Here is a 26,230-nt window from a genome sequence, read left to right as displayed (position 1 = left end):
CCCGATACCCGGAGGAGCACCATGTACGGCTGGATCTGGCGGTTGCTGCCGGGCAACGCCTTCGTCAAGGCCGTGCTCGCCCTCCTGCTGGTGCTCGGGACCGTCTACGTCCTCTTCGAGTACGTCTTCCCCTGGGCGGAACCGCTGCTCCCCTTCGGCGACGTCACAGTGGACGAGGGCGGCGCGGGCGTCGGCTGAGCCGCCGTCAGCACCCCACCGGACAGCACCCACCGGACCGCTTGGCGGGCCGGGCGGCCCGCCCCACCAGCACCCAGCCCAGGAGTAGTGCACGGATGACCGCCGCAGGCAGCCCGCCCCGGATTCTCGTGGTGGACAACTACGACAGCTTCGTCTTCAACCTGGTCCAGTACCTGTACCAGCTCGGCGCCACCTGCGAGGTGGTCCGCAACGACGAGCTGACCGTCGACCGGGCCGTCCACCGCGACGGGGAGACCGGCTACGACGGGGTGCTGCTCTCCCCCGGCCCCGGCTCGCCGGAGGAGGCCGGGGTCTGCGTCGACATGGTGCGGCACTGCGCCGCCGTCGGGCTGCCGCTGTTCGGGGTCTGCCTGGGCCTGCAGTCCATCGCGGTCGCCTACGGCGCGGTGGTCGGGCGGGCGCCCGAACTGCTGCACGGCAAGACCTCCCCGGTCACCCACCGGGACGGCGGCGTCTTCGCCGGCCTGCCCTCGCCCGTCACCACCACCCGCTACCACTCGCTCGCGGTCGAGCCCGGCACCGTGCCCGCGGAGCTGGAGGTCACCGCCGAGACCGAGAGCGGAGTGATCATGGGCCTGCGGCACCGGGAGCTGCCGGTCGAGGGCGTGCAGTTCCACCCCGAGTCGGTGCTCACCGAGGGCGGCCACCGGATGCTCGCCAACTGGCTGGCCGAGTGCGGATTCCCGGAGGCGGTCGGCCGCTCGGCCGGCCTCGCCCCGGTGATCGGCCGGGGCTGAGGCCGTGACGGCGGTACGCCCGGAGGGGCGCGCACCGGACGGCGCCGACGGCGGGCCGGGCGACTGGGGGGTCTACGAGCAGGCCGCTCCGCCCTCGGCCGGGCCGGGCCGGGACGGGCAGGGCTGGGGCGGGCAGCCGCCGCACGGGCCGGGCGCTGCCCCGTACGGGCCGGGCGGTGCCTCCCACGGGCAGGGAGCCCCCCACGGGCAGGGAGCCCCCCACGGGCAGGACGCTCCGTACGGCCGAGGCGGTGCCCCGTACGGGCCTGCCGCCGGCGCCGGGGCCGCGCAGGGCGCCCCGTACGGGCAGCCGGGGCCGGTGGCGGACGACTCCACCATGCAGCTGCGGGTGGTGCCGGACGGCGGTGCCGTGCTGCCGCCGCCCGGACGCCGGGCCGACCGGCGCCGCACCACCGTCGGCTCGGGCAACGGCCGGCGGCGGGCCGCGGGCCGTCCCGCGACGCCCGTCGCCCGGCCCCCGGAGCGCAAGCGGGTGGTCGCCGCCCGGGTGCTCGGCGAGCTCTTCATCACCCTCGGGCTGGTGATGCTGCTCTTCGTCTCGTACCAGCTCTGGTGGACCAACGTGCAGGCCGACAACGCCGCCAGCGGCGAGCGCGACGCCCTCACCCAGCAGTGGGACCAGGCCGCCGGCCAGCAGGGCACCGCCCCGGCCTCCGGTGCCGCCCCGGCACCGCAGCCCACCGCCTTCGAGCCCGGCAAGGGCTTCGCGATCATCCACATCCCCAAGCTCGGCCTCACGTACCCGATCGCCGAGGGCACCGACAAGCAGAAGGTCCTCGACAAGGGCCTGGTCGGCCACTACACCGGCACCGCGATGCCCACCGACAAGGCGGGCAACTTCGCCGTCGCCGCGCACCGCACCACCCACGGCCAGCCGTTCCGGAAGATCGGCGAACTGGTGCCGGGGGACAGCATCGTGGTGGAGACCGCGACGGCGTACTACACGTACCAGGTGGCCGGGGGCATCCCGGAGACCCCGCCGACCAACGTCTCGGTGATCCGTCCGATCCCCAACGGCTCCCCGTTCAAGGAGGCCGGGCGGTACATCACCCTCACGACATGCACGCCGGAGTTCAGTGCCCGGGGACGGCTGATCGTCTTTGGCAAGATGGTCGAGGAGAAGCCGAGGAGTCAGGGGCAGCCCGCCGCACTGACCGGCTGACCGGTCGTCAGGAGGAGGCGCGCGGTGGAGATCCAGCCGGACGGGGCCACCGCCGCCGAACCCCCGCGACGGCGCGGCCGCACGGCCGCCCTGCTCGGGGTGGTCGGGGAACTGCTGATCACCGCCGGACTGGTGCTCGGCCTCTTCGTCGGCTACTCCCTCTGGTGGACCGGGGTGGTGGCGGACCGTCAGGCCGGCGCCGCGGGGGACCGGCTCAGGGACAGCTGGACCGCGGCCGCCCCCGCCACGCCCGGGGCCGAACCCGCACCGCCCGTGTACGCGGCCGGGGACGGCATCGGCTTCCTGCACGTCCCCGCCCTCGGGGCGGCCCGGCAGACCCTGATCCGGATGGGCACCGAACCGGACGTCCTCAACGAGGGCGTGGCCGGGGTCTACGACCAGCCGTACCGCTCCGCGATGCCCTGGGACCCGGAGGGCAACTTCGCGCTCGCCGCGCACCGGGACGGGCACGGCGCCCGCTTCCACGACCTCGACAAGCTCGCCGTCGGCGACCCGATCGTGGTGGAGACCCGCGACGCCTGGTACGTCTACCGCGTCGACGGCCTCCTCCCCCAGACCTCCAAGTACGACACCGGCATCGTCGCCCCCGTCCCCAAGGGCTCCCCCTACACCGCCCCCGGGCGCTACATCACCCTCACCACCTGCACCCCGGTCTACACCTCCCGCTACCGCATGGCCGTCTGGGGCTCCCTGGTCCGCACCGACCCCGTGGACGGCCACCGCACCCCGCCACCGGAACTGCGCTGACCTGGATGGCCGACCGGGTCGAGGCGCTGGACCGGGTGAAGGCGCTGGTGCTGCTCCCGGACGGCGTGCACGTGACGGCGAGGATGATCGCCGACTACTACGGGGTTGGGGAAAAGGCTGTGGACAGCCTGGTGTACCGGCACCGGGCGGAGCTGGCCGAGCACGGTCACCGCGTGCTCAAGGGCGCTGACCTGCGAGAGTTTCTTTCCTTCAACTTGAAGGAACGGTCGGTGCCGGGACGCGGGGTTGGGATTTTCCCCCGCAGGGCCGTCCTCGTCGTCGGGATGCTGCTGCGCGGGAGCACGGCGGCGAAGGCGGTCCGCCGGGAGCTGCTGGACCTCGCGGAGCGGGCGGTGGCGGGTGCGGCCGAGTGGCGGTACGAGCTGTCCGGGCTGCGGGAGGAGCTGGCGGAGATCCGGGAGCTGCAGCTGGTGATGCTCCCCGTGCTCGCCGCGCGCGGGCCGGGGGAGCGGCGGCGTAGGCGGCGGTAGTGGTGGAACGCCGAGGGGCCCGCCGCACGGTGGGTGCGGCGGGCCCCTCGGGGTGGGTCAGCGGGGCGGGGACGAGGAGTTCGTGGGCTTGGGGGGTGCGGCCTTGGTGGTGAGCATGATCTTGGTGTTCGGGTCCACCTGGGTGCCGGCGCCGGGGGTGGCGCTGACGACGATCGCGGTCGGGTCCTGGGGGCCGAACAGGAAGTCGTAGCCCAGGCCGGCCTGGTCGAGCTGCTTGATGGCGTCCTTGAGGACGACGTTCTCCAGCGGCGGGACGGTGACCTTGTCCTGGGCCTTGTAGACGAAGATCGTCACCTTGGAGTTGGGGGCGGCCTTCTGGTTGCCCTTGGGGTCCTGGTTGTAGACCTGGCCGATCTTGGTGGTGTCCGGGGTGGGGGTGTTCTTGACCTCCACCGTGAAGCCGGCGCCCTCCAGGGCCTGCCGGGCGGCGGCCTCGGTCTGGTTGATCACGCCGGGGACGGCGACCTTGGTCTGGCCGGAGGAGACGGTCAGGTTGATCGCGCTGTTGGGCGTGGCCTTGCCCGCGGAGGGGTCCTGGGAGATGACCTTGTTCTGCTGGACGGTGTCGCTGTTCTCGTAGCTGACCTTGCCGACGGTGAAGCCGGCCTTGGTGATGGTCTCCTTGGCGACGTCCAGGTCCTTGCCGGTGACGTCGGGGAGGTCCGCGGCGGTCGGCCCGGTGGAGAGCTGGACGGTGATCTGGGTGTCCGGCGCGACCTGGGTGGTGGCGGTCGGGTTCTGGGTGCAGACCTGACCCTTCTTCACCGAGGCGTCGGGGCAGGCGATCTCGGACCCGGTGACCACCACGAGCTTGCTGTTGACGTTGGCGGCCTTGAGCTTGGCGTCGTCCAGCGTCTGGCCGACCAGGTTGGGCACCGCGACCTTGTCGCCGTTGCGCCCACCGGGCTTGAGCATGACGGCGTCCACCACGAAGTAGGCGCCGACCAGCACCAGCACGGCCGCGATGGCCAGCAGCACCCAGGAGGTGTTGCTGCTCTTGCGCGGCTGCTCGGAGCGCCGCCCGCCGCCTCCGCCGCTTCCGTACTCGTCGTAGCCGCCGTTGCCGCCCGCGCCGTTGTAGTTGTCGTACCCGGGCTGCTGGTTGCCGACCTGCGGCAGCATGGTGGTCGGGCCGGCCGCGCCCTGCTGCGGCAGCAGGTTGGTCTGGCCGTACGGGTCGTGCTGGCCGGCGGGGTAGCCCTGCTGGTCGTAGCCGTAGCCCTGGCCGGCCATGCCGAAGGCGGCGGCCTGCTGGGCGGCGGCGACCGGCAGGCCGTCGAGGAAGCGCTCGATGTCGTCGCGCATCTCGGCGGCGCTCTGGTACCGGTACTCGCGGTCCTTGGTGAGCGCCTTCAGCACGATCGCGTCGACCTCGGGGCGGACCTCGGGGTCGTAGGAGGACGGCGGCATGGCCTCCTCCCGGACGTGCTGGTACGCGACCGCGACCGGGGAGTCGCCGACGAACGGCGGACGGAGCGTCAGCAGCTCGTAGAGCAGGCAGCCGGTGGAGTAGATGTCGGACCGGGCGTCCACGGTCTCGCCCTTGGCCTGCTCCGGGGAGAGGTACTGGGCGGTGCCGATGACGGCCGAGGTCTGGGTCATCGTCATGCCGGCGTCACCCATGGCGCGGGCGATGCCGAAGTCCATCACCTTGACGTTGCCCTGCCGGGTCAGCATGACGTTGGCGGGCTTGATGTCGCGGTGGACGATGTTGGCGCGGTGCGAGTACTCGAGGGCCTGGAGGATGCCGATGGTCATCTCCAGCGCGCGCTCGGGCAGCAGCCGCCGCCCGGAGTGCAGCAGCTCGCGCAGGGTGGAGCCCTCGACGTACTCCATCACGATGTACGGGATGGAGATCCCGTCGATGTAGTCCTCGCCGGTGTCGTACACGGCGACGATCGCGGGGTGGTTCAGGGAGGCCGCGGACTGGGCCTCGCGGCGGAACCGGGCCTGGAACGACGGATCGCGGGCCATGTCGGCACGGAGCGTCTTCACGGCGACGGAGCGGCCGAGCCTGGTGTCATGGGCGAGGTACACCTCGGCCATGCCGCCGCGTCCTAGGACGCCGCCGAGCTCGTACCTGCCGCCGAGGCGACGAGGCTCTTCCATAGTTCCGACCCTCTCCCTCACCGGCCGGTGAGGATGTCACGTAGGTTGTCCCCGCACGCTGTGTTGGACGCCTGCGCCGCCGTGCCGGTTTCCGTGACCGACCCCACGGCCGGGGCCGCGGACGGGCGGCGGGTAGACCCGCTGCTTGCGGATACGCTACCTGCCCAACCTGGGGCGACCGGAACGGGCTGCCGGATGAGACCAGACCGGTATCCTCCGGCCGGGCCCCATTCTGACAGGGGCGTGGTCGGAACGGGCCTCGTTCCGACCACGCCGACACCCCCGGGTCAGCGCTCCAGCGCCGCCTGCATCACGGCCTTGGCGATCGGCGCGGCGAGACCGCCGCCGGAGATCTCGTCGCGCTCGTTGGAGCCGTCCTCGACCACCACCGCGACCGCGACCGAGCGGCCGTCGTCGGCCTTGGCGTAGGACATGAACCAGGCGAACGGCAGGCCCTTGTTGTCCACGCCGTGCTGCGCGGTGCCGGTCTTGCCGCCGACCTTCAGGCCCTTGATCTGGGCCTTGGTGCCGGTGCCGTTGGCGACCACGCTCTCCATCAGCTGCTGGAGCTTCTGCGCGGTGGACGGGGTGACGGCCTGCCCCAGCTGGCGCTCGGTGTGCTTGGAGATGGTGGTCAGGTTGGCCGCCCGCTCCTCGTCCACCATGTACGGCTGCATCAGCCGGCCGTCGTTGGCGATGGCGGCGGCGACCATGGCCATCTGGAGCGGGGTGGCCCGGGTGTCGTGCTGGCCGATCGCGTCCATCGCGGTGCCGTCCGGCTTGGAGCCGGTGGGGAAGGTCGACTCGGCGGCCCGGATCGGGACGTCGACCTGGTCGTTGTTGAAGCCGAACTTCTCCGCCTGGGCGCGCAGCTTGTCGCCGCCGACCTCGGCGCCGATCTTGCCGAAGACCGTGTTGCAGGACAGGTCCATGGCGTCCTGCACGGTGGCGTTGGCGCAGGGCTCGTTGGCGCTGGCGTTCTTCAGCTCGGTGTTGGTGCCGGGCAGCAGGTACTTGGCCGGGGTGTCGGTGACGTCGGTCACGTTCTGGTACTTGCCGCTCTCGAACGCGGCCGCGGCGGTGACCAGCTTGAAGGTCGAGCCGGGCGGGTACGTCTCGCGCAGCGCGCGGTTGAGCATCGGCTTGTTGGCGTCGGCCTGCAGCGCGTTCCAGGCCTTGGAGTCGGCGTCCCCGGTGCCGGCGAAGCTGCCGGGGTCGTAGGAGGGCGTGGAGACCAGCGCGAGGATCGCGCCGGTGCGCGGGTCGAGCGCGACCACGGCGCCCTTCTTGTCGCCGAGCCCCTCGAAGCCGGCCTTCTGCGCCTTGGGGCTGAGGGTGGTGACCACGTCGCCGCCCTGCTTCTCCTTGCCGGTCAGCATGTCCAGGGTGTTGCGGAAGAACAGCCGGGAGTCGGAGCCGGAGAGGATGCCGTCCTCCAGCTTCTCCAGCTGGCTGGTGTCGAAGGCCTGCGAGGAGTACCCGGTGACGGGCGCCCACATCGGGCCGTCCACCCAGGCGCGCTTGTACTTGTAGCGGTAGCCGTTGACGAAGTCCGACTTGGTGACCGGCTGGCCCCCGGCCACGACGATGTTGCCGCGCGGGTAGGCGTAGCGGTCGAACTTGGTGCGCAGGTTCTTGGGGTGGTTGGCCAGGCTGTCGGCCTGGACGCCCTGGACCCAGTTGACCCGGATCATCAGGGCCAGCACCAGGACCAGGCAGAAGATCGAGACCCGGCGGATCGGCTTGTTCACGAGTGGGCTCCCCGGATGGGTTCGGTCACGCCTTCGGGGCCGGGTCCGGCCTGGCCCCCGAGCGACGGGGTGCCGGGCTGCGGGGTGCCGAGCGGCGGGGTGGTCGGCTGCGGTGCGCCGGCCGCCGGACGGGCCAGGGGTTCGCCGCCGGAGGGCTGCGGCTGCGGTTCGGCGGCCGGGCGCCGGGCGGAGTCGCTGATCTTGAGCAGGACGGCGATCAGCGCCCAGTTGGCCACCACCGAGGAGCCGCCCTGGGCGAGGAAGGGCATCGTCATGCCGGTCAGCGGGATCAGTCCGGTGACGCCGCCGGCCACCACGAAGACCTGGAGCGCGAAGGCGGAGGAGAGGCCGACCGCGAGCAGCTTGCCGAACGGGTCGCGGGCGGCGATCGCGGTGCGCAGGCCGCGCTGGACCACCAGGCCGTAGAGCAGGAAGAGCGCCATCAGGCCGGTGAGCCCGAGCTCCTCGCCGAAGGAGCCGAGGATGAAGTCGCTCTTGGCGGCGAACTGGATCAGCCAGGACCGCCCCTGGCCGAGCCCGCTGCCGGTGACCCCGCCGGAGCCGAAGGCCATCAGGGTCTGGCCGATCTGCTCGGTGGCGCCCTTCGGCGGGGTGGGGCTGAAGGCGGCCATCGGGTCGAGCCAGGCGTCGATGCGGGTCTTCACGTGCGGCTCGGAGGTGGCCACCAGGGCCGCGCCGCTGACCGACATCAGCAGGCCGAAGACGATCCAGCTGGTCCGCTCGGTGGCGACGTAGAGCATCACCACGAAGAGGCCGAAGAAGAGGAAGGAGGAGCCGAGGTCGGTCTCGAAGATCAGGATCAGGATGGAGAGCAGCCAGACCACGATGATCGGCCCGAGGTCGCGCCCGCGCGGCAGGTAGAGGCCCATGAAGCGGCGGCTGGCCAGCGCCAGCGCGTCCCGCTTGACCATCAGGTACCCGGCGAAGAACACGGTCAGGATGATCTTGGCGAACTCGCCCGGCTGGATCGAGAAGCCGCCGAAGCGGATCCAGATCTTGGCGCCGAAGTCCTCGGCCCGGCTCGGGAAGAAGGCCGGCGCGGCCAGCAGCACCAGGGCCACCACCATCGAGATGTAGGTGTACCGCTGGAGGATCCGGTGGTCCTTGAGCAGCAGGATCACGCCGATGAACATCGCGACCCCGAGCCCGGACCACATCAGCTGGTTGGGCGCGGCCGCGAAGTTGTTGGAGAGCACCTTGCCGGCCTTGTCGAGCCGCCAGATCATCACCACGCCGAGGCCGTTGAGCAGGGTGGCCAGCGGCAGCAGCAGCGGGTCGGCGTACGGCGCCCACTTCCGCATCACCAGGTGGGCGACGAGCGCGAGCGCGCCCATGCCCAGGCCGTAGCCGAGCATGCCGGCGGGCAGGGTGCCGTCCATCGCCAGGCCGACGTTGGCGTACGCCAGCATCGGCAGCAGCACCGCGAAGGCCAGCAGGGCCAGCTCGGTGTTGCGGCGGTTGGGCGCGCCCTGGGGCGTGATGGTGGTGTTCTCCCGGCGCCGGGAGCGCTGTTCACCACCGGTCTGACTACTGCTCAGGTCGAAACTGCTCACGTTGACGGCCGCTCCCCGACGGCTGTGGGACCCGCTGGAGGGGCCGGTGTCGCTGCGGTCATCAGGGTCGCGGTGGCGGCGGGCGCCACTACGGGGTCGGGCAGGAGGCGGCCAGCTTCTGCTCCTGCTCGGTCAGGGTCGGGGCGGTGCCGGCCGGGGTGGCGGCGACCTTCTTGCAGACCTCCGCCTGGGCGCCCAGCTTCTTCACCTGCTCCTCGGCGTCCGCCAGGCTGCTGGCCTGGATGGTGTTGGACACCTGGGTCTGCTGGTACGGCGGAAGGAACTTCAGCTGCACCTCGGCGTGCGCCTGGTAGACCTTCGACAGTCCGAGGCCGGCCAGGTTCTGGTTGATGCCCCGGTAGACCGCCACGGAGTCGCCGGAGGCGCCCACGTAGTACTGGCCCTGGGTCCAGCGCCAGCCCGCGTAGCCGCCGGCGCCGAGCAGGCCCAGGAGCACCAGCAGGGTGAGGGTCAGCTTGAACCAGCCGAACTTCTTCTTCCGGCGCCGCGAGGGCGGGGCGGGCTGCGCCGCCTCCTCCTCGTAGCCGCCGTGCTCGTGCGCGTCCGGTGCGCCCTCGCCCGCCCCGTAGCCCTCGGCGGGGCCGAAGCCGGCCTGCTGGCCGTAGCCGCTGGCCGGTCCGAACGCGCCCTGCGGGCGGCCCAGTCCGGCGGCCCGGCCGGCCGCGGTGTTCGGAAGGGCGTGGTCGTTGGCGGGCGGGGCGTCGGCCACCGCGCCGACCACCACGGGGACGTCGGCGTAGCCGGCGCTGTGCGGGTCGGTGGCGCCGACGTCGATGACGTCCGCCACCACGCAGGTGATGTTGTCCGGGCCGCCGCCGCGCAGCGCCAGCTGGATCAGCTCCTGGACGGTCTGCTCGGGGGAGTAGAAGCTCCCGAGCGTCTCCTCCAGGGTCTGGTGGCTGACCGGTCCCGACAGACCGTCGGAACAGATCAGGTAGCGGTCGCCGGCCCGGACCTCACGGATCGACAGGTCGGGCTCGACCTGGCCGCGGCCGTCCAGCGCCCGCATCAGCAGCGAGCGCTGCGGGTGGGTCTCGGCCTCCTCGGGCGTGATCCGGCCCTCGTCGACCAGCCGCTGCACCCAGGTGTGGTCCTGGGTGATCTGGGCCAGCGAGCCGTCCCGGAGCAGGTAGGCCCGGGAGTCGCCGATGTGCACCATGCCCATCCGCTGCCCGGTCCAGAGCATCGCGGTGAGCGTGCAGCCCATGCCCTCGAGGTGCGGGTCGTCCTCGACCATCTGCCGCAGGCGTTCGTTGGCGCCCTGCACGGCGTCGTTCAGCAGGGTCAGCAGGTCGGCGCCGGGCACGTCCTCGTCCAGGCGGACGATGGAGCCCAGCACCTCGGAGGAGGCGACCTCACCGGCGGCGGCGCCGCCCATGCCGTCGGCGACCGCGAGCAGCCGGGGGCCGGCGTAGCCAGAGTCCTCGTTCCCCTCCCGGATCAGTCCCTTGTGCGATCCGGCGGCGAAGCGCAGCACGAGAGTCATGCGGTCCGAGCCCTCCTTCGGGTGGACGGTGTGCTGTCCCTCATGCGCCGCTACTTCCGCAGTTCGATGACGGTCCTGCCGATACGGATCGGCATCCCCGGCTGGAGCGGGGTGGGCGCGGTGAGCCGCTGCCGGTCCAGATAGGTGCCGTTGGTGGAGCCTAGATCCTCCACCGTCCACTGCCCAGTCTGATCGGGGTAGATCCTGGCATGCCGGGACGAGGCGTAGTCGTCGTCCAGCACGATCGTGGAGTCGTGGGCCCGGCCGAGCGTGATGGTCTGCCCCTGCAGCGCCACCGTGGTGCCGGCCAGCGAGCCCTGCACGACGACCAGCTGGGTCGGCGCACCGCGGCGGCGGCCGGGGCCGGGGGCGGCCTGCGGGGGCGGGGCGGGGTGCCCCCCGCCGGGGGCGGCGGAGGCCGGCGCGGCCGCGCGGCGCGCGGCGGTGCGCTGGTTCACCTTGGTGCCGAACAGGTCACTGCGGATCACCTGGACGGCGACGATGACGAACAGCCACAGCACGGCGAGGAAACCCAGCCGCATGACCGTCAGGGTCAGTTCTGACATGACCGGGCGATCACCCTTCGACCTGTCGGTAGACGATGGTGGTGCTGCCCAGGACGATCCTGGAGCCGTCGCGGAGCGTAGCGCGCTGGGTGTGCTGTCCGTCCACCACGATGCCGTTGGTCGATCCCAGGTCGAGCACCATGGCCGGGGTCCCGGGCCTGATCTCGGCGTGCTTGCGGGAGACCCCGGGGTCGTCGATCCGGATGTCGGCCTCGGTCGAGCGGCCGAGCACGCAGGCGTTCCCGGTGATCTGGTGCCGCTGCCCGTTCACCTCGATCCAGCGCCGGGTGGCCGGGCCACCGTGGCCCGCACCGGGGAACGGCCGGACGTTGCCGCCGCCCGCCTGCGGGGGCGTCGGGGGCATCGAGGGGGGTGCGGCCGGCGGGGGCGGCGCCCCGTACGGAGCCGCGCCCTGCTGCTGCCACGGTGCGCCGGGGGCCGGCGGGGTGGGCTGGCGGCCGTAGCCCTGCTGCTGTTGGGGCGGCGCGGGCTGGGCCGGCGGCTGTTCGGAGGCCAGCGTGCGGCTGCGCACCCGGTAGAGCCCGGTGTCCAGGTCGTCGGCCTTCTCCAGCGACACCTGGAGCGGGCCCATGAAGCTGTACCGCTGTGCCTCGGCGTACTCCTGCACCATGCCGGCCAGCTCGCTGCCCAGCTGCCCGGCGTACGGGCTGAGGCGCTCGTGGTCGTGCGGGGAGAGCTCGACGATGAAGTCGTTCGGCACCACGGTGCGGTCGCGGTTCCAGATGGTCGCGTTGTTGTCGCACTCCCTCTGGAGCGCTCCGGCGATCTCCACCGGCTGCACCTCGGACTTGAACACCTTGGCGAAGGTGCCGTTCACGAGACCCTCGAGCCGCTGCTCGAACTTCTTCAGTACTCCCACCGTGGGGCACCCCCTTCCAAGGGCGTTCGGTCCGGCCGCCCGCGGGCGCGATAGCGGTACTTCCGTACTGATCGTATCCACGCCGGGGCCGTCCCCACGGTTCCCCCGGCGCGGCGGGGCGCAAGCCAGGGCTACCCGCAGGGGCCCGTGGTCATCCCTCGATCACCCGTTCGCCTGCACCCGACCGGCCCCGACCGGCGGCGCTGCGGGAAGGGCGACCGCTCCGGTTGCGGGGTGCCGCGGGAAGGGATTCGTAGGTTCGGGCGGAGGCGTGCTAATGTTTCTCATGTCGGAAGGGGCGCCCGAGAGGGAGCCGAACGGAAGACCAGCAAGGCCCAGGCCGAGCGGGTCGGAAGACCGGAAGACAAACACCCTTGCGCGGGTGGCGGAATAGGCAGACGCGCTGGATTCAGGTTCCAGTGCCCGAAAGGGCGTGGGGGTTCAACTCCCCCCTCGCGCACAGCGAAGCCCCGCAGATCCTCAGGATCTGCGGGGCTTTCTCGTTCTCCGGTGCACAGGGGCGGGCCCCGGAGGGCCGCCCTTGTGACCAGGGTCACCCCGGTGGGCTCACTCCCCCGCGACCGGGAGCTCCGCCCGGACCGCGAAGCCGCCCTCGGGCGTGGGCCCCGCGGTCAGCGTGCCGCCGAGGCGCTCGGCCCGCTCGCGCAGGCCGACCAGTCCGTGGCCCCCGCCGGGCAGGGTCTCGGAGGGTTCGGGGTGCCGGCCGGGCGGGCCGTTGCGGACCTCGACCAGCAGCCGGCTGCCCGCGGTGCAGAGCCGGACCTCGACGGCGGCCTCCGGCGCGTGCTTGGTGATGTTGGTGAGCGCCTCCTGCACGGTGCGGAAGGCGGCCCGCTCCACCGACTCCGGCCAGGGCCGGTCCCCCGCCGCCAGCTCGCTGGTGACGGGCAGTCCGCTGCCCTCGATCAGCCGGGGCAGGTCGGCCAGCCGGGGCTGCGGGGAGAGCGGTTCGGCGAGGCGGTCGCCGCCGGGGGACTGCGCGGCGGCCCGCAGCACGCCGACCATCTGGCGCAGCTCGTCCAGGGTGCGGACCGAGAGCTCCCGGATGGTGCGGGCGGTGGCCCGGGTGGCCGGGTCGGTGGCGGAGACCTGGAGGGCCCCGGCCTGGATCGAGATCAGGCTGACCTGGTGCGAGACCACGTCGTGCATCTCCCGGGCGAGCCGGGCCCGTTCGGTGGAGAGCACCCGCTCGGCCAGCAGCCGGTGCTCGCGCTGCCGGCCCTCCGTCAGTTCGGCCAGCCGGTCGGCCAGTTCCTTCCGGGTGCGGGCCAGCAGGCCGAGGGCTGCGGGCCCGGCGCCGACCATCACGCACTGGATGGCGTAGAGCGCGTTGTCCTGGTCCAGGGCCAGCGGGTGGTCGGTCAGCGGCCAGTGGAAGAACTCCACCAGCGAGAGGACGGTGGCGCTGATGACGGGGGCGCGCAGCCCGGGCCGGTGTGCGGCGACCGAGTAGACCGCGGTCATCGGCGCGATCCAGATGTAGTTGACGAAGGTGCCGGGCAGCACCAGCAGCAGGGTGAGCACCGGGAAGCGGCGGCGCAGCACCAGCGCACCGGTGGAGAGGGCCGAGAGCACCAGCTCCCACCAGGGGGAGTCCCTGGCCACCAGGGCGGCGTCCGCCGCGGCCGCCAGCACCGGGAGCAGCAGCATCAGCCAGGGCGCGGTGGTCCAGGGGGCGCTGAGCCAGGCCGGGCGGGCCCGGCCGGGGGTGGTCACGCCTCGGGCCGGGGCGGGGTGCGGACCAGCCCGGCCCGGTTGGCCACCACGGCGGCCTGCACCCGGTTGGCGGCGGCGAGCTTCCCGAGGATGGCGCTGATGTGGTCCTTGACGGTGCCGGTGCCGAGGAAGAGCCGGTCGGCGATCTCGGCGTTGGACAGACCCTCGCCGAGCAGGGCCAGCACGTCCAGCTCGCGGCCGGTCAGGCCGCGGGTGAGGGCGGCCGCCTCGGCGTCCGGGCCGCCGCCCTCGACGTAGCCGCTGATCACCGTGCGGGTGACGGTCGGCGAGAGCACGCTGCCGCCGGCCGCCAGCACCCGGACGGCGTGCACCAGCTGCTCGGGGGCGGTGTCCTTGAGCAGGAAGCCGGCCGCGCCGGCCCGCAGCGCGGTGCCGATGTACTCGTCGGTGTCGAAGGTGGTCAGCATCGCCACGGCCGGGGGGTACGGCAGGGCGCGCAGCCTGCGGAGCACCGAGATGCCGTCCAGGTCGGGCATCCGGATGTCCAGCAGCACCACGTGCGGCCGCAGCGCCGTCACCCGGTCCTCGGCCTGGGCCCCGGAGCAGTCGCCGACCACCTCGAGGTCGGGGGCGGAGCCCACGATCAGGCCGAGGCCGGAGCGGACCAGGATCTCGTCGTCCACGATCAGTACGCGGATGGCCGTCATGGCCGTGCCTCCTCGCGCGCGCGGGTATGAGGGTGTGGGAGCGCGTGCGATTCGAGCCTAGGGGCAGGCCGGGGCGGCCGTGCCGTCGGTCGGGGGGAGAGCACCCCCGCCGTTCGGGGGGGTCGCGAATCCGCTACCGGGTTCACGTATTTCTCATCTCCGGTGAGCAACCATGGTCTGCGGGGACAGGCCCTGGCCGTCGGCCCGTGTGCGTGCGGATGCGCCCCGTCACCTGATCGTTTGGAATTGAGCTGTGTCCTCCACCGTGAAGCCGGAGCCCGCGACCACGCCAGCCGAGCACACCGGCGCCCTCGGGAGGCTGCTGGCCCGCTGGCGGCCCCGGGCCGCCGCGTTCACCGTCTGGTACCTGCGGCTGCTGGCGCTGCTGAACCTGGTCGCGGTGCTCGCCGTCCCGTTCAAGGACCAGGTGCGCACCCACAACGAGGGCGAGTTCTTCACCCCGTACCTGATGACGGCCGGCCTCACCTCGGTGGTGCTCTCGCTGCTGCTCGCGGTGGCGATGCGCCGCCGCAAGCGGGCCGCGTGGATCTTCAACACGGTGCTGTCCGGGGTCTTCTTCACGGCCTACGTGCTGCTGCTGGCGGTCTCGCCGGACGGCCTGCACTTCAACCGCCACCCCTTCAACTACTTCTCCGCCGTGCTGACCGGGCTGTTCTTCTTCGCCCTGCTGCTCGGCCGGCGGGAGTTCACCTCCAAGGGCGACCGCTCCAACCCCAAGTCGGCGGTGGCGGCCTTCGTCGGCGGCCTGCTGGTCGGCGGCGGGATCGGCGCCCTGCTGGTCGGCTGGACCAACGAGATCACCGGGGCCGACTTCGGGGACCGCTTCCGGTACTCGATCGCCCGGATGATCACGGTCGAGCCCTCGGCCCACATGGAGCGGGTGATCTCCGCCCCCACCTGGGTGAACGGCTTCATCAACGCGATGGGCGCGGTGCTCTTCCTGCTGGTGCTGTACGTGGCGTTCCGCTCGCCGCGCGGCCAGGAGCTGCAGACCCCGGAGGACGAGGCCAAGCTGCGCGCGCTGCTGGAGAAGCAGGGCGAGCGGGACTCGCTGGGCTACTTCGCGCTCCGCCGGGACAAGGCGGTGATCTTCTCGCCGAGCGGCAAGGCGGCCGTCACCTACCGGGTGGTCGGTGGCGTCTCGCTGGCCTCCGGCGACCCGATCGGCGATCCGGAGGCCTGGCCGGGGGCGATCGAGTGCTGGCTGGCCGAGGCCCGCGAGCACGCCTGGGCCCCGGCGGTGATGGGCGCCTCCGAGGAGGCCGGGGTGATCTACGCCCGGCACGGGCTGGACGCGCTGGAGCTGGGTGACGAGGCGATCGTCGAGCTGGACGAGTTCTCGCTGGACGGCCGCGCGATGCGGGTGGTCCGGCAGGCGTACAACCGGGTCAAGCGGGCCGGGTACACCGTCCGGATCCGCCGGCACGAGGAGATCCCCGAGGCCGAGATGGCCGAGCTGGTGGAGAAGGCGGACCACTGGCGGGACGGCGCCACCGAGCGCGGCTTCTCGATGGCGCTCGGCCGCCTGGGCGATCCGGGCGACGGCCGCTGCGTGATGCTGGAGTGCCACGACGCCGAGGGCGAGCTGCAGGCGCTGCTGAGCTTCGTGCCCTGGGGCGCGAACGGGCTCTCGCTGGACCTGATGCGCCGGGCCCGGGACACCGAGAACGGCCTGATGGAGTTCATGGTGATCGAACTGCTCCAGCAGGCGAAGACCGTCGACCTCCAGCGGGTCTCGCTGAACTTCGCGATGTTCCGTTCCGTTTTCGAGCGCGGCTCCAAGCTCGGTGCCGGGCCGGTGCTCCGGCTGTGGCGTTCCGTGCTCGGCTTCTTCTCCCGCTGGTGGCAGATCGAGTCGCTCTACCGGGCGAATGCGAAGTACCGCCCGATCTGGGAACCGCGTTATCTGCTCTTCGAGAAGAGCGGTGAGATTCCCCGGATCGGCATCGCGAGTGCCCGGGCCGAGGGCTTCATCACCGCACCGAGCCTTCCCGCCCTGTTCCGCCGCCGGCACGCCCGGCCGGCCATCGCCGCAGCCGGAGGTCCCGCCGCGCTGCCGGCGCCGGAACGCGACGGGGAGCGGTAAGCCCTCCGCCGGGGGGCGGAGGGAAGCCGCAATGGACCCCCGACCGGGGGATGTCCGGGGGTCGATATCCGCCTGGAGGATGACCCCGATTCGGCTCGTGAGCTGATGCGGTCCGTTTAGCGGATACCTACTGTGGATGTAGTGGGCCGCGAAAGTCTGGTGGCCGTCGGCAATGCGTTGTCGACAATACGGAGTCGGCATTCCGTGTCGGCGTTGCGCAGTGAACGGGGACGTCAGTGAACGAACAGCGAACGGGGCCGATGGGCCACGTGCGGCGGGCCGCCGTCGCGGAGTGGGGTCAGCTGTACTCCACCGTCCGCACCGAGCTGGCCCGCAAGAAGTTCGCCGCCGTCCCGCTCGCCACCACCGCGACCCTGCTGGTGCTGCTGTTCAGCATCGTCCAGCACCTGCCCGGCGGAGGGCGCTTCGTCACCCACGTCGGGGTGGTCAAGGCAGCCCTCCCGCTGGACGTCTCGCTGCTGCGCACCCCCCTCTCGCTGTACGTCCCGGCGCTGGACCTGCCGGTCTGGGGCGCGTTGGCACAGGTCTTCCTGGTCTTCGGGCTCGCCGAGCTGGTGCTCGGGCGGCGGCTGACCCTGGTGGTGGCCTACGCCTGCACGCTGGCCGGGACGCTGTTCGCCCGGATCGGGGTGGCGATCGGCCCGGACCACCTGTTCGGCTTCCCGCCCGAGGTGGCGCACGTCCGGGACACCGGGCCGTCGGCCGCCGTGGTGGCGCTGGCGATCGTGATCGCGATCCGCTGCCGGGCCTGGTTCACCGGCGGGCTGGTGGCCGCGGTGATGATCGGCGAGGCGATCGTGCTGCCGAACCTGGCGGGGCTGGAGCACGTGGCCGCGCTGGTCGCCGCGGTGCTGATCGCGGCCGCGATGGAGGTCTTCGGTGACTTCTGGCCGCGGGTGCTGGCCGGCGTCACCGCCGCCACCGCCGTGGCCACCGAGGCCCGCCGCCGCCGCGCGCCGGTCGCTCCCTGAGCCTGGGCCCCGGAGGGGCCTTCAGGGGCGCGGGGAACTGCGCGCAGGGGAACGGCACGTGCTGCAACTGGCTCGCATGCCCCGACCTAGCACTGGTCCGCCTTCCGTACTCGCGCAGTTCCCCGCGCCCCCAGAAAGCATCACGTTGTCCCCCTAACTGCGGGGGAGGGCCATCTCGAACCAGACGACCTTGCCGACCGCCTTGCGGGCGGTGCCCCACTTCTCGGCGAGCTTGCTGACCAGGTTGAGCCCGCGCCCGTTCTCGTCCATCTCCTCGGAGGGCTCCAGCGAGGGCAGGTTGTGGTTGTCGTCGCTGACCTCGACCAGCAGCTTGTCCACCCGGATGAGCTGGAGCTGGACGTGGTCCCGGGCCACCCGGACCGCGTTCGTCACCAGCTCGCTGACCAGCAGCTCGACGGTGTCGGTGAGCCCCTCCAGCTGCCAGGCGGCGAGCTGCTCGCGGACCAGCCGACGGGCCCGGCGGACCTCCGCCTCGCCGACGTTGAGCTCCCAGGTGGCCACCTCGGTCGGGGCGACCCCGTCGAAGCGGGCCACCAGCAGGGCGATGTCGTCCTGGCGGTCCTCCGAGTGGAGCCGCTCCAGGACCACGTCGCAGGCCTCCTCGGGGGTCTGCTTGGGGTCGATCAGGTTCCCGCACAGGGCGGCCAGGCCGGCCCCTATGTCCCCGCCCCTGACCTCGACCAGACCGTCGGTGCAGAGCACCAGCATCGAGCCGTCCGAGACGTCGATCCGCTTGGCCACGAAGGGCACCCCGCCGACCCCGATCGGGGCGCCGGCCGGGATCTCCAGCAGCTCGCCGGTGCCGTCCGGGTGCACCAGCACCGGGGGGACGTGGCCGGCGCTGGCCAGCTCGCAGGTGCGGTTGATCGGGTCGTAGACCGCGTACAGGCAGGTGGCCAGGTGGTCGTCGCCGAGCTTGTGGGCCAGGTTGTCCAGGTGGCGGAGCAGCTGGCCGGGCGGCAGGTCGAGGGCGGCCAGGGTCTGCATCGCGGTGCGGAAGCGGCCCATCGCGGCGGCCGAGAGCAGGCCGTGGCCCATCACGTCGCCGACCACCAGGGCGACCCGGCTGCCGGGCAGCTGGATCGCGTCGAACCAGTCGCCGCCGACCTCGGCCTTCGGGTCGCCCGGCAGGTAGCGGTGGGCGATCTGGACGCCGGGGATCCGCGGCGGCCTGGTCGGGATCATCGAGCGCTGGAGGGTGGTGGCGGTCTTCTGCTCGGCCCGGTGGGCGCGCGCGTTGTCCAGTGAGAGGGCGGCCCGGGCGGCCAGCTCGCGCAGGGTGGCGGCGTCGCTGTGGTCGAAGGGGGCCCGGTCGGGCAGCCGGAGCAGCTTGAGGATGCCGAGCACGGTGCCGCGGGCGGAGAGCGGCAGCACCAGCATCGAACGGTCCATCACCACCGGCACCAGCTCGGGCCCGCCGAGCGAGGCCGCGTAGTCCACCGCCACGTCCGGGTTGATCACCGGGACCAGTACGGGGTGGTTCTCCTGGAGCGCCAGGCCGGGCGGGGTGGAGCGGGGCATCTGGAGCAGCGCGCCCTCCTCCAGCACGTGCTCCCACTCCCCCGCGGTGGCGTTGTACGCGCGGGCGACCCGGCGCAGCGTGGTGGTGTCGGAGGGCGGGGTGGACGGGAGCACCGAGTCGGAGATCAGGCCGTCCCGCAGGTCCACGCAGGCGAAGTCGGCGATCCTCGGCACCAGGACGTCGCACAGCTCGCGGGCGGTGGCGTCCAGGTCCAGGGTGGTGCCGACCCGGCTGCCGAACTCGCTCAACAGGGCCAGCTGCTCCCCGGCCTGACTGGTGGTCAGCACCTCCACGGCGGGGGAGGGTGCGGCGGGCTGGGCGGGCAGCTGGTGCGGGCGGTGCCCGTTCTGCCGCGCGTCGGCGGGCTGGGGGTCGGTGCGGTCGGCGGCGGACTCGATGGCGGGGCCTCCCGGGGTCGGGCCGGTGGAGGGGGTGTCGGCCGCGGCGGTGGCGGCCCGGTTGCCGTTCGGTGCGGTGCCCTGGATCGGTACGGACGGTGCGGACGGTGCCGCGGGCTCACCGGCGGCGGGCGCGGCCGGGTCGCGGGGCTGCGGCACGGCGCCGCCGGTCAGCACCTGGAGGCTGCCGGTGGCGGGCCGCTGGGGTTCGGGCGGGCGGCGCAGCGCCCGCGGCCGCTCGGTCCGCTGCTGGGCGCCGCGCTGCTGCGGGGTCGGGTAGCGGCGGCCGAGGCCGGAGGCGGCCCGGGCGCCGGAGGGCTCGTACGGGAGGACCGGGAGCCGGGTGGTCGGGTCGACCCAGAGGGCGGGCAGCCCGGCGGTGGTGAGGGCGGTGAGCAGGCGGGCCCGGCGGGTCTCGGAGGAGTGCGGGGGCAGCAGGCCGGCCAGGGCGGCGGCGCCGGCCGGGCCGGCGGGGGTGAAGTCGGGGGTGGCGCGGTGCAGCCCGCCGACCGGCCCGGGGGCGGGGGCGAACGGCAGCTGCCGGGCGCCGAGCGCGATCCGCGGGCCGCCGGTGCGCAGCGGGCGGGCGTCGGCGGCGAGCACCAGCAGGCTGCGGCCGGACGGCTCGGTCAGCGGCCAGGCCCACCAGAGGACGTCCCGCAGCCGCTCCTCGCGGTCCAGCACCGGCATCGCCCCGGCCCACGGCGCGGGGCCGGTCTGGGTCAGGTCGTCCAGGGTGTCCAGCGCGTCGCAGCGGCGCGGCGGGGTGCCGGCCGGGCGGGGGAGGGCGGTCTCGGGGCGCGGTTCGACGGCGGGCAGCAGGCCGGAGGCGGTGCGGCCGTGGGCGACTTCGGCGCGGTGGCCGAACAGCTCCTCGGCGGCGCGGTTCCAGTGCGCGATCCGACCGTCGGGGTCGACCAGCAGGGCGGCCAGTCTGACCAGTGCGGAGACTGACGGCTGATCGGCCGACGGTGTGGAGTTGGGCTCGTGCACCATGGATGACGTCTGCTCCCGCCTGGCTGCCGCTCCTGTGTGGTCGTTCCCGCTGCACCTTCCAGCGAAGCACGGTGGGGGGCGGGACTGAAAGCGAATCGGGGAGATTCGTAAGTATCAGTTGCGTGTCACCTCACGCGCGCCCCCTGCGCACCACCAGCCCCTCCCTTACCCGGTCGGTAGGCTGGCCAGTCGTCCGACCGGGTTGGAGGCTGCGGTGGAGTTGGAGGAGCGGGTCGCCGCTGCGGAGTTGGCGTGGCTGACCCTGGAGGTGGACGTCGAGACGCTACGGGTGGAGATCGACAACTTCGCGCTGATCCACCATCAGCTGCTCGGCCCGCTGTACGCCCGGCTCGACGAGCTGGACGCCCTGGTCGCGGAGACCGTCGCGGCCCGCACCGGGCTCCACGAGGACATCCGCCGGGCCGCCGAGGCCCGCCACCGGGTCGCCGAACTCCCGGACCTGGACGCCCTCTTCGACCAGCTGCCGCCGGAGGCCCCGGCCGCCGCGCCGGAGCAGCCGCGCAGGGTCCGCCCGGGGAGGGAGGCGCAGCGGCTGTACCGCGAGCTGGCCCGCCGGGCCCACCCCGACCTGACCACCGACCCGGCCGAGCAGCAGCGCCGGGCGGCCTTCATCGCCCGGGTCAACGAGGCCTACGCGCAGGGCGACGCCAAGGGTCTGGAGGAGCTGGCCGAGGAGTGGTCGACCGCTCCCGAGTCGGCCCCCGCCCCGGGCGCCCCGGAGCGTGAGGGGTGGCTGCTCCAGCGGCTGGACTGGCTGACCGTCAGGATCCGCAACCTGGCCGTCGAGCAGGTCCGGCTGGAGAACAGCTCGATGGGCGAGCTGCTCCGGCTGGCCCCGCAGGAGCCGGAGCGGCTGCTGGAGGAGCTGGCCGAGCAGCTGCTCGGCCGGGCCGCCGCCAAGCAGGCCGAACTGGACCGGCTGCTGTCCGAGGCCACCGCGGGCGCCGCGGCGGGGCAGAATGGCGGGGACCGCCGACGCACCCAGGAGACCGAGATGTTCGCCCAGCTCCCCACCACCGATGCCGCCTCGGTGCCCGCCGACGCCCCGCTGCTCGACGTCCGCGAGCAGGACGAGTGGGACGCCGGGCACGTGGACGGCGCGCTGCACATCCCGATCGGCCAGGTGGTGGCCCGCCTGGACGAGCTGCCGGCGGAGAAGCTGTACGTGATGTGCCGGGTCGGCGGCCGCTCCGCTCAGGTCGTGCAGTACCTGGTTCAGCAGGGCCGCGAGGCGGTCAACGTGGACGGTGGCATGTTCGCCTGGGAGGCGGCCGGCCGCCCGATGGTCAGCAGCGACGGCCGGGACGCCTTCGTCCTGTAGTGCCTTCCGCCCAGGTGGGCGCTGCGGCAGGATGACCCCCGGCACGCCCGTGCCGGAGGGGAGCTGCTGCCGTGCGTACCTGGTCCACCCCGGCGGCCGCCGTGCTCGTGCTCGCGGGTGCGGCGCTGCTCGGCGGCACCGGCCTGTTCCTGGCCGTGCTGTTCCTGAACTCGGCGCCGCCGAACGCCCTCTCCGACCGGTACCGGCCGCAGCTGGACGCGGTGGTCTACCCGGAGTTCGAGCAGAACTGGAAGCTCTTCGCGCCCGACCCGCTCCAGCAGAACGTCTCCCTGGAGGCCAGGCTGCGCACCGTGGCCGCGGACGGCACCGAGTCCACCGGCGAGTGGCTCGGGCTGACGGCCCGTGACATCGCGGCCGTCCGGGGCAATCCGGCGCCCAGCCACCTGGACCAGAACCAGCTCCGCCGGGCCTGGGACTTCTACGACTCCGCCCACCCGGAGGACGGCACCGCGCCCGGCACCCGGGCCAAGCCCTCCGAGCTCTACCTGAAGCGCACCGCCCTGCAGCGGATCGGCCCGTCCCCCGAGGGGCGCCGGCCGTACGAGGTGCAGGTGCGGGTGGTCACCACCGTGCTGGCTCCGCCGTCGTGGAGCCGGGAGCAGGTGGACACCGCCCCGAAGGTCCGTGAGCTGCCCTGGTGGCCGGTGGACGAGGACGACCTGCGGGGGCTCCGGTGACCTCGACCGACCTGGCGCCCGAAGAGCTGACCGAGGGTCAGCAGCCCGAGCCACCGCCCCCGCCCGCCTGGCGGCGCGCGGCGGAAGCTTTCTCCGCCCGTACCCTGGGCCGCCACCAGGCGGCGGTGGTGCGGATCGGCTTCGGCCTGGTCTGGGCGGCCTTCCTGCTCCGCGAGTGGCCCGACCGCCGGGTGCTGTACGGCGACCTCTCCCCCTGGTCGGACCGGCTGGCGGCCGGTCTGCTGGCGGAGAACGACGCCTTCTCGGTGCAGACCTGGTACTCCGGGCGGCTCTGGTTCGAGCTGCTCTACCACCTGGCGATCGTGGCGGCGGTGCTGTTCGCGCTCGGCTGGCGGACCAGGGCCAGCGGGGCGGTGTACCTGGCCACCGTGGTCTCGCTGCAGAACCGGAACGTCTTCGTCGGCGACGGCGGGGACAACGTGATCCACCTGCTCGCCCTCTACCTGGTCTTCACCCGCTGCGCCGAGGTCTGGTCGCTGGACGCCCGCCGCACCGCCCGGGCCGGCCGGCGGCGGGGCGCGCCCTGGCTCTGGGCGTTGCTCGGCGTGCCGCTGCTGCTCGGGCCCGGTCCGTGGCCGTGGCCGCGCTGGCTGCTGCTCCTGCTCTGGCTGACCGCCGCCCTCTGGTGGGCCGTCGACCGCCGCGCCCCGGAGGGCGAGCCGCGGGCGGTGCTGGACGCGCTGGCGAACATGACCCACCACTGTGCCCTGCTGGTGATCGGCGCCCAGGTGGTGCTGGTGTACGCCACGGCCGGCTGGTACAAGGTGCAGGGTTCGCGCTGGCAGGACGGCACCGCCCTGCACTACCCGCTCCACCTGGACTACTTCACCCCCTGGCCCGCCCTCTCGGCCCTAGCCGGCGGCTCCCTGGTGCTGGTCTTCCTGCTCACCTACGGCACGGTGATCCTCCAGGTGGCCTTCCCCTTCACCCTGCTGAACCGCCGTCTGAAGAACGTCCTGCTGGTCCTGTTGGCGGCCGAGCACCTGGGCATCGCGGTCCTGCTCGGCCTGCCCTTCTTCTCCCTCACGATGATCGCGGCGGACGCGGTCTTCCTGCCCACCGCCGCGCTCCTGTGGTGCGGACGGAGAATCCGGGGACTGAGGAGTACCCCGGTCTAAGCTGTGCCCTATGTCCTGGTTTGCGGCCCTGCGCGACAGCGTGCGCGCCGGGCTGAAGGTGGACCGGAGCCTCAGCAGTCCCCGCCGGGCGCTGCGCGGAGCGGTGGCCGCGGCCCTGGTGGTCTTCCCGACCCTGGCCCTGCTCGGCCCGGGCTCCGCCACCTCGGCCGCGATGGGCGCCTTCATCGCCGGGACGGCCACCTTCCAGCGCAGCTTCCGCCCCCGGGTCTCGCTGGCGGTGGCGGCCGGGATCGGACTGGGCGTCAGCACCTTCCTCGGGTACCTGGCGGTCGGCATCCCCGGGGCGTTTCCGGTGCTGCTGGCGCTCTGGGCCTTCGGCGCCGGGCTGGCCTGGTCGATCGGGCCGAGCGCCGGGGTGGTGGCCGCGACCACCGTCTCGGTGATGCTGGTCGTCGTCCAACTGCCCGTCAGCGTCCCCACGGCGCTGGGCCACGGGCTGCTCTGCGCGCTCGGCGGCGCCAGCCAGGCCCTGGTGGTGACGCTCTGGCCGATCGACTCCTGGCGGGCCCAGCGGGACGCGCTGGCCGACGCGTACGCCGAACTCGCCCACTACGCCCGCCGGCTGCGCCAGGACCCGGTGGCCCACGTGGACCCGGCCCCGTTCATCACCGCCCGGCACGCCGCCACCCTGACGCCCTGGCAGGCCCGGCACCGCCCGCCCGAACTGCGCGGCCTGCGCGGCATCGCGGAGCGGATCCGCCCCACCCTGGCCGCGCTGGCCGACCCCAAGGTGGGCGCCGCCGCCGAGGGGCCGGAGCGGGACCGGGCGCTGGAACTGCTGGCCGCCGCCGCCGAGACCATGGACGCGCTGGCCAGGGCGGTCCGCAGCGGCGAGCCGTACCGCTCCCCGAAGTCCTCCCCCGCGCTGACCCTCACCGCCCGCGACCGCCGGACCGCCGACCAGGACCACCCGGTGCTCACCGGCGCGGCCGCCCGCTCCTCCCGGCGGCTCACCTCGCTGCTGCGCAAGGCCGTGGACACCCTGGACCGCGAGGACAAGGAGACGATCTCCAGCGCGACGGCCGGGCCCGGGCTGCGCCGGCCCCCGCTGTTCCGGCTGGCCCCGGCCGCCCTGCAGGCGGTGCGGCGCCAGCTCGACCCGCACTCGGCGGTGTTCCAGCACGCCGTCCGGCTCTCCGCCGTGGTCACCCTCTCCTACCTGGCCGCCAAGGTGCTCGACCTGCACCACGGCTACTGGGCGCCGCTCACCGCCGCCATGGTGATGCGGCCGGACTTCGCCCAGACCTTCAGCCGGGGGGTGGCCCGGCTGGCCGGGACGGTGGTCGGGGTCGCGGTCTCCACCACCGTGGTGCAGCTCTTCCACCCCGGGCAGTGGCTCTCCGCCCTGCTCGCGGTGGTCTTCATGGGCGGCGCCTACCTGACGCTCCGTACGGGCTACGCGGTGATGACCGCCTGCGTCTCCTCCTACGTGGTCTTCCTGCTCGGCCTGCAGCCCGGCGACCCGGTGCGCACCGCCACCGACCGGATCCTGCTCACCCTGATCGGCGGCGGCATCGCCCTGCTCGCCTACGCGCTCTTCCCCACCTGGCAGACCGCCCGGCTGGCCGAGCGCCTCGCCGAGTGGCTGGCGGCGGCCGGACGGTACGGGGCCTCGGTGCTCACCGTCTTCGGTGAGCCGGCCCGGGGCGGCGAGGACGTCCGCTCGGCCCTGCTGGACTCCCGGGAGGCCCGCTCCGAGCTGCTCCAGGCGATGGAGCGGGCCGACGCGGAGCCCGTCCGCCACGAGGGCCAGCTGCCCGAGCTGACCCGCAAGCAGATCGACAAGGCCCGGGCCGCGGTCGGCATGCTCGGCCGCTCCACCGTCCTGATGGAGGCTCACCTGCCGCCCGCCGACGCCGATCCGGTGCCCGGCGCGGCCGAGTTCGCCGAGGAGCTGCGGGACGCCACCGCCATCGCGGCCGGGGCGCTGCTGGTCGGAGACCAGGTGGAGTTCGCCGCCCTGCGCGCCCTGCACCGCCGTTGGGACGCCGAACTCGCCGACCTCCCGCCCGCCGACCGGATCGAGGTGGCCCGGGCCGGCAGCCGGATGGTGCTCGCCGCCCTGACCGACCTGGAGAAGGCCACCAAGGCCCGGCGCGTACCCTCGGGGGCGTGAGCAGCACGGGTAGCCCGCACACGGGCGAGCAGTACGACGACGCCTTCACCGCCTCCGACGACCGCGAGATCGGGGTCGGCCCGCACCCGGAGCCCTGGCCCGCCGGCCCGCACTACGACCCCGAGCTGCTCGCCCACGGGGACCGGCGCAACGTCACCGACCGGTACCGGTACTGGACCCGGGAGGCGATCGTCGCCGACCTGGACACCCGGCGGCACGGCTTCCACGTCGCGGTGGAGAACTGGCAGCACGACTTCAACATCGGCTCGGTGGTCCGCACCGCCAACGCCTTCCTGGCCGGCGAGGTCCACATCGTCGGCCGCCGCCGCTGGAACCGCCGCGGCGCCATGGTCACCGACCGGTACCAGCACGTCCGCCACCACGACTCGGTGGCCACCCTGGCCGCCTACGCCGCGGAGCAGGGCCTGGCCGTGATCGGCATCGACAACCTGCCGGGTGCCGTCCCGATCGAGACCTTCGAGATGCCCGAGCGCTGCGTGCTGCTGTTCGGCCAGGAGGGCCCCGGCCTGACCCCCGAGGCCTGGGAGCACGCGACGGCGGTCTGCTCGATCGCCCAGTACGGCTCCACCCGCTCCATCAACGCGGGCGCCGCGGCGGCGATCGCCATGCACACCTGGATCCGCCGGCACGCCTCGGGGGCCTGAGG

21 protein-coding genes and 1 tRNA gene are annotated in these 26,230 nt (G+C 73.3%); 13 read left to right on the top strand and 9 right to left on the bottom strand.

Features of this window, described 5'->3' with window-relative positions:
* Nucleotides 1–21 precede the first annotated feature (21 nt).
* The 5 genes from ACWEPF_RS20735 (at nucleotide 22) to ACWEPF_RS20715 (ending at nucleotide 3,398) form a co-directional block, all read left to right on the top strand.
* A complete protein-coding gene (locus ACWEPF_RS20735) occupies nucleotides 22–198 on the top strand; it encodes a hypothetical protein (protein ID WP_345290544.1) in 177 nt (58 codons plus the stop codon).
* Nucleotides 199–293: 95 nt separating this feature from the next.
* Nucleotides 294–956: an aminodeoxychorismate/anthranilate synthase component II gene (locus tag ACWEPF_RS20730; protein WP_345290545.1), complete on the top strand. Its 663-nt coding sequence runs from the start codon at nucleotides 294–296 to the stop codon at nucleotides 954–956.
* 4 nt (nucleotides 957–960) lie between these two features.
* On the top strand, nucleotides 961–2,139 hold the full coding sequence (locus ACWEPF_RS20725; RefSeq protein WP_452173691.1) for a class E sortase: 1,179 nt from the start codon (nucleotides 961–963) through the stop codon (nucleotides 2,137–2,139).
* Nucleotides 2,140–2,163: 24 nt separating this feature from the next.
* Nucleotides 2,164–2,907 (top strand): class E sortase, encoded by a 744-nt coding sequence (locus ACWEPF_RS20720; RefSeq protein ID WP_452173690.1) that lies wholly within the window; start codon nucleotides 2,164–2,166, stop codon nucleotides 2,905–2,907.
* A 5-nt stretch (nucleotides 2,908–2,912) separates the two neighbouring features.
* Nucleotides 2,913–3,398, top strand: coding sequence for a hypothetical protein (locus tag ACWEPF_RS20715; protein WP_452173689.1), 486 nt, complete (start codon nucleotides 2,913–2,915; stop codon nucleotides 3,396–3,398).
* A gap of 57 nt (nucleotides 3,399–3,455) precedes the next feature.
* Here ACWEPF_RS20715 and pknB read toward each other — a convergent pair whose 3' ends face one another.
* From pknB to ACWEPF_RS20685, 6 genes are all read right to left on the bottom strand, one after another.
* The gene (gene pknB / locus ACWEPF_RS20710; RefSeq protein WP_452173688.1) at nucleotides 3,456–5,528 is read right to left on the bottom strand and encodes a Stk1 family PASTA domain-containing Ser/Thr kinase; all 2,073 of its coding nucleotides are present in this window, start codon (nucleotides 5,526–5,528) and stop codon (nucleotides 3,456–3,458) included.
* A gap of 287 nt (nucleotides 5,529–5,815) precedes the next feature.
* A complete protein-coding gene (locus ACWEPF_RS20705) occupies nucleotides 5,816–7,279 on the bottom strand; it encodes a peptidoglycan D,D-transpeptidase FtsI family protein (RefSeq protein ID WP_449797542.1) in 1,464 nt (487 codons plus the stop codon).
* Entirely contained in the window at nucleotides 7,276–8,838 is a 1,563-nt protein-coding gene (locus ACWEPF_RS20700) for an FtsW/RodA/SpoVE family cell cycle protein (RefSeq protein ID WP_452173717.1), read from the bottom strand. Before ACWEPF_RS20700 ends, ACWEPF_RS20705 begins: the two co-directional genes overlap by 4 nt.
* A gap of 103 nt (nucleotides 8,839–8,941) precedes the next feature.
* A complete protein-coding gene (locus ACWEPF_RS20695) occupies nucleotides 8,942–10,360 on the bottom strand; it encodes a PP2C family protein-serine/threonine phosphatase (RefSeq protein WP_452173687.1) in 1,419 nt (472 codons plus the stop codon).
* Nucleotides 10,361–10,410: 50 nt separating this feature from the next.
* Entirely contained in the window at nucleotides 10,411–10,926 is a 516-nt protein-coding gene (locus ACWEPF_RS20690) for an FHA domain-containing protein FhaB/FipA (RefSeq protein WP_345290552.1), read from the bottom strand.
* Between the two features lie 10 nt (nucleotides 10,927–10,936).
* A complete protein-coding gene (locus tag ACWEPF_RS20685; protein ID WP_345290553.1) occupies nucleotides 10,937–11,806 on the bottom strand; it encodes a DUF3662 and FHA domain-containing protein in 870 nt (289 codons plus the stop codon).
* Nucleotides 11,807–12,182: 376 nt separating this feature from the next.
* Here ACWEPF_RS20685 and ACWEPF_RS20680 point away from each other — a divergent pair.
* Nucleotides 12,183–12,266: transfer RNA gene (locus tag ACWEPF_RS20680), tRNA-Leu, on the top strand.
* A 107-nt stretch (nucleotides 12,267–12,373) separates the two neighbouring features.
* On the opposite strand, the gene ACWEPF_RS20675 is transcribed toward ACWEPF_RS20680, so the two are convergent.
* Both ACWEPF_RS20675 and ACWEPF_RS20670 read right to left on the bottom strand, forming a co-directional pair.
* Nucleotides 12,374–13,543: a sensor histidine kinase gene (locus tag ACWEPF_RS20675; protein WP_452173686.1), complete on the bottom strand. Its 1,170-nt coding sequence runs from the start codon at nucleotides 13,541–13,543 to the stop codon at nucleotides 12,374–12,376.
* A complete protein-coding gene (locus ACWEPF_RS20670; RefSeq protein ID WP_345290555.1) occupies nucleotides 13,540–14,211 on the bottom strand; it encodes a response regulator transcription factor in 672 nt (223 codons plus the stop codon). The genes ACWEPF_RS20675 and ACWEPF_RS20670 overlap by 4 nt, the downstream gene beginning before the upstream one ends.
* A gap of 319 nt (nucleotides 14,212–14,530) precedes the next feature.
* Between ACWEPF_RS20670 and ACWEPF_RS20665 the strand changes: the two genes are divergently transcribed.
* A complete protein-coding gene (locus tag ACWEPF_RS20665; RefSeq protein ID WP_452173716.1) occupies nucleotides 14,531–16,318 on the top strand; it encodes a phosphatidylglycerol lysyltransferase domain-containing protein in 1,788 nt (595 codons plus the stop codon).
* Between the two features lie 236 nt (nucleotides 16,319–16,554).
* On the top strand, nucleotides 16,555–17,310 hold the full coding sequence (locus ACWEPF_RS20660) for a hypothetical protein (protein WP_345290556.1): 756 nt from the start codon (nucleotides 16,555–16,557) through the stop codon (nucleotides 17,308–17,310).
* Between the two features lie 153 nt (nucleotides 17,311–17,463).
* Here ACWEPF_RS20660 and ACWEPF_RS20655 read toward each other — a convergent pair whose 3' ends face one another.
* Nucleotides 17,464–20,247: a SpoIIE family protein phosphatase gene (locus ACWEPF_RS20655; RefSeq protein WP_452173685.1), complete on the bottom strand. Its 2,784-nt coding sequence runs from the start codon at nucleotides 20,245–20,247 to the stop codon at nucleotides 17,464–17,466.
* 214 nt (nucleotides 20,248–20,461) lie between these two features.
* On the opposite strand from ACWEPF_RS20655, the gene ACWEPF_RS20650 reads away from it, so the two are divergent.
* From ACWEPF_RS20650 to ACWEPF_RS20630, 5 genes are all read left to right on the top strand, one after another.
* A complete protein-coding gene (locus tag ACWEPF_RS20650; protein ID WP_452173684.1) occupies nucleotides 20,462–21,589 on the top strand; it encodes a rhodanese-like domain-containing protein in 1,128 nt (375 codons plus the stop codon).
* A gap of 71 nt (nucleotides 21,590–21,660) precedes the next feature.
* On the top strand, nucleotides 21,661–22,287 hold the full coding sequence (locus ACWEPF_RS20645) for a DUF5819 family protein (protein ID WP_452173683.1): 627 nt from the start codon (nucleotides 21,661–21,663) through the stop codon (nucleotides 22,285–22,287).
* On the top strand, nucleotides 22,284–23,426 hold the full coding sequence (locus tag ACWEPF_RS20640; RefSeq protein WP_452173682.1) for an HTTM domain-containing protein: 1,143 nt from the start codon (nucleotides 22,284–22,286) through the stop codon (nucleotides 23,424–23,426). The genes ACWEPF_RS20645 and ACWEPF_RS20640 overlap by 4 nt, the downstream gene beginning before the upstream one ends.
* Before the next feature lie 10 nt (nucleotides 23,427–23,436).
* A complete protein-coding gene (locus ACWEPF_RS20635; RefSeq protein ID WP_452173681.1) occupies nucleotides 23,437–25,563 on the top strand; it encodes an FUSC family protein in 2,127 nt (708 codons plus the stop codon).
* A complete protein-coding gene (locus ACWEPF_RS20630; RefSeq protein ID WP_452173680.1) occupies nucleotides 25,560–26,228 on the top strand; it encodes a TrmH family RNA methyltransferase in 669 nt (222 codons plus the stop codon). The genes ACWEPF_RS20635 and ACWEPF_RS20630 overlap by 4 nt, the downstream gene beginning before the upstream one ends.
* The last annotated feature ends 2 nt before the right edge of the window (nucleotides 26,229–26,230 follow it).

This window comes from Kitasatospora sp. NPDC004289, assembly GCF_053602875.1.
The sequence above is the reverse complement of the archived record's forward strand: the minus strand, read 5'-3'. Positions and strand labels throughout refer to the sequence as shown.

What these genes read in the sequence shown, in the direction of transcription:
- ACWEPF_RS20735 (WP_345290544.1), top strand. Translation starts at nt 22, where the DNA reads ATGTACGGCTGGATCTGGCGGTTGCTGCCGGGCAACGCCTTCGTCAAG.
- ACWEPF_RS20730 (WP_345290545.1), top strand. Translation starts at nt 294, where the DNA reads ATGACCGCCGCAGGCAGCCCGCCCCGGATTCTCGTGGTGGACAACTAC.
- ACWEPF_RS20715 (WP_452173689.1), top strand. Translation starts at nt 2,913, where the DNA reads ATGGCCGACCGGGTCGAGGCGCTGGACCGGGTGAAGGCGCTGGTGCTG.
- pknB (WP_452173688.1), bottom strand. Translation starts at nt 5,528, where the DNA reads ATGGAAGAGCCTCGTCGCCTCGGCGGCAGGTACGAGCTCGGCGGCGTC.
- ACWEPF_RS20695 (WP_452173687.1), bottom strand. Translation starts at nt 10,360, where the DNA reads ATGACTCTCGTGCTGCGCTTCGCCGCCGGATCGCACAAGGGACTGATC.
- ACWEPF_RS20690 (WP_345290552.1), bottom strand. Translation starts at nt 10,926, where the DNA reads ATGTCAGAACTGACCCTGACGGTCATGCGGCTGGGTTTCCTCGCCGTG.
- ACWEPF_RS20670 (WP_345290555.1), bottom strand. Translation starts at nt 14,211, where the DNA reads ATGACGGCCATCCGCGTACTGATCGTGGACGACGAGATCCTGGTCCGC.
- ACWEPF_RS20655 (WP_452173685.1), bottom strand. Translation starts at nt 20,247, where the DNA reads ATGGTGCACGAGCCCAACTCCACACCGTCGGCCGATCAGCCGTCAGTC.
- ACWEPF_RS20635 (WP_452173681.1), top strand. Translation starts at nt 23,437, where the DNA reads ATGTCCTGGTTTGCGGCCCTGCGCGACAGCGTGCGCGCCGGGCTGAAG.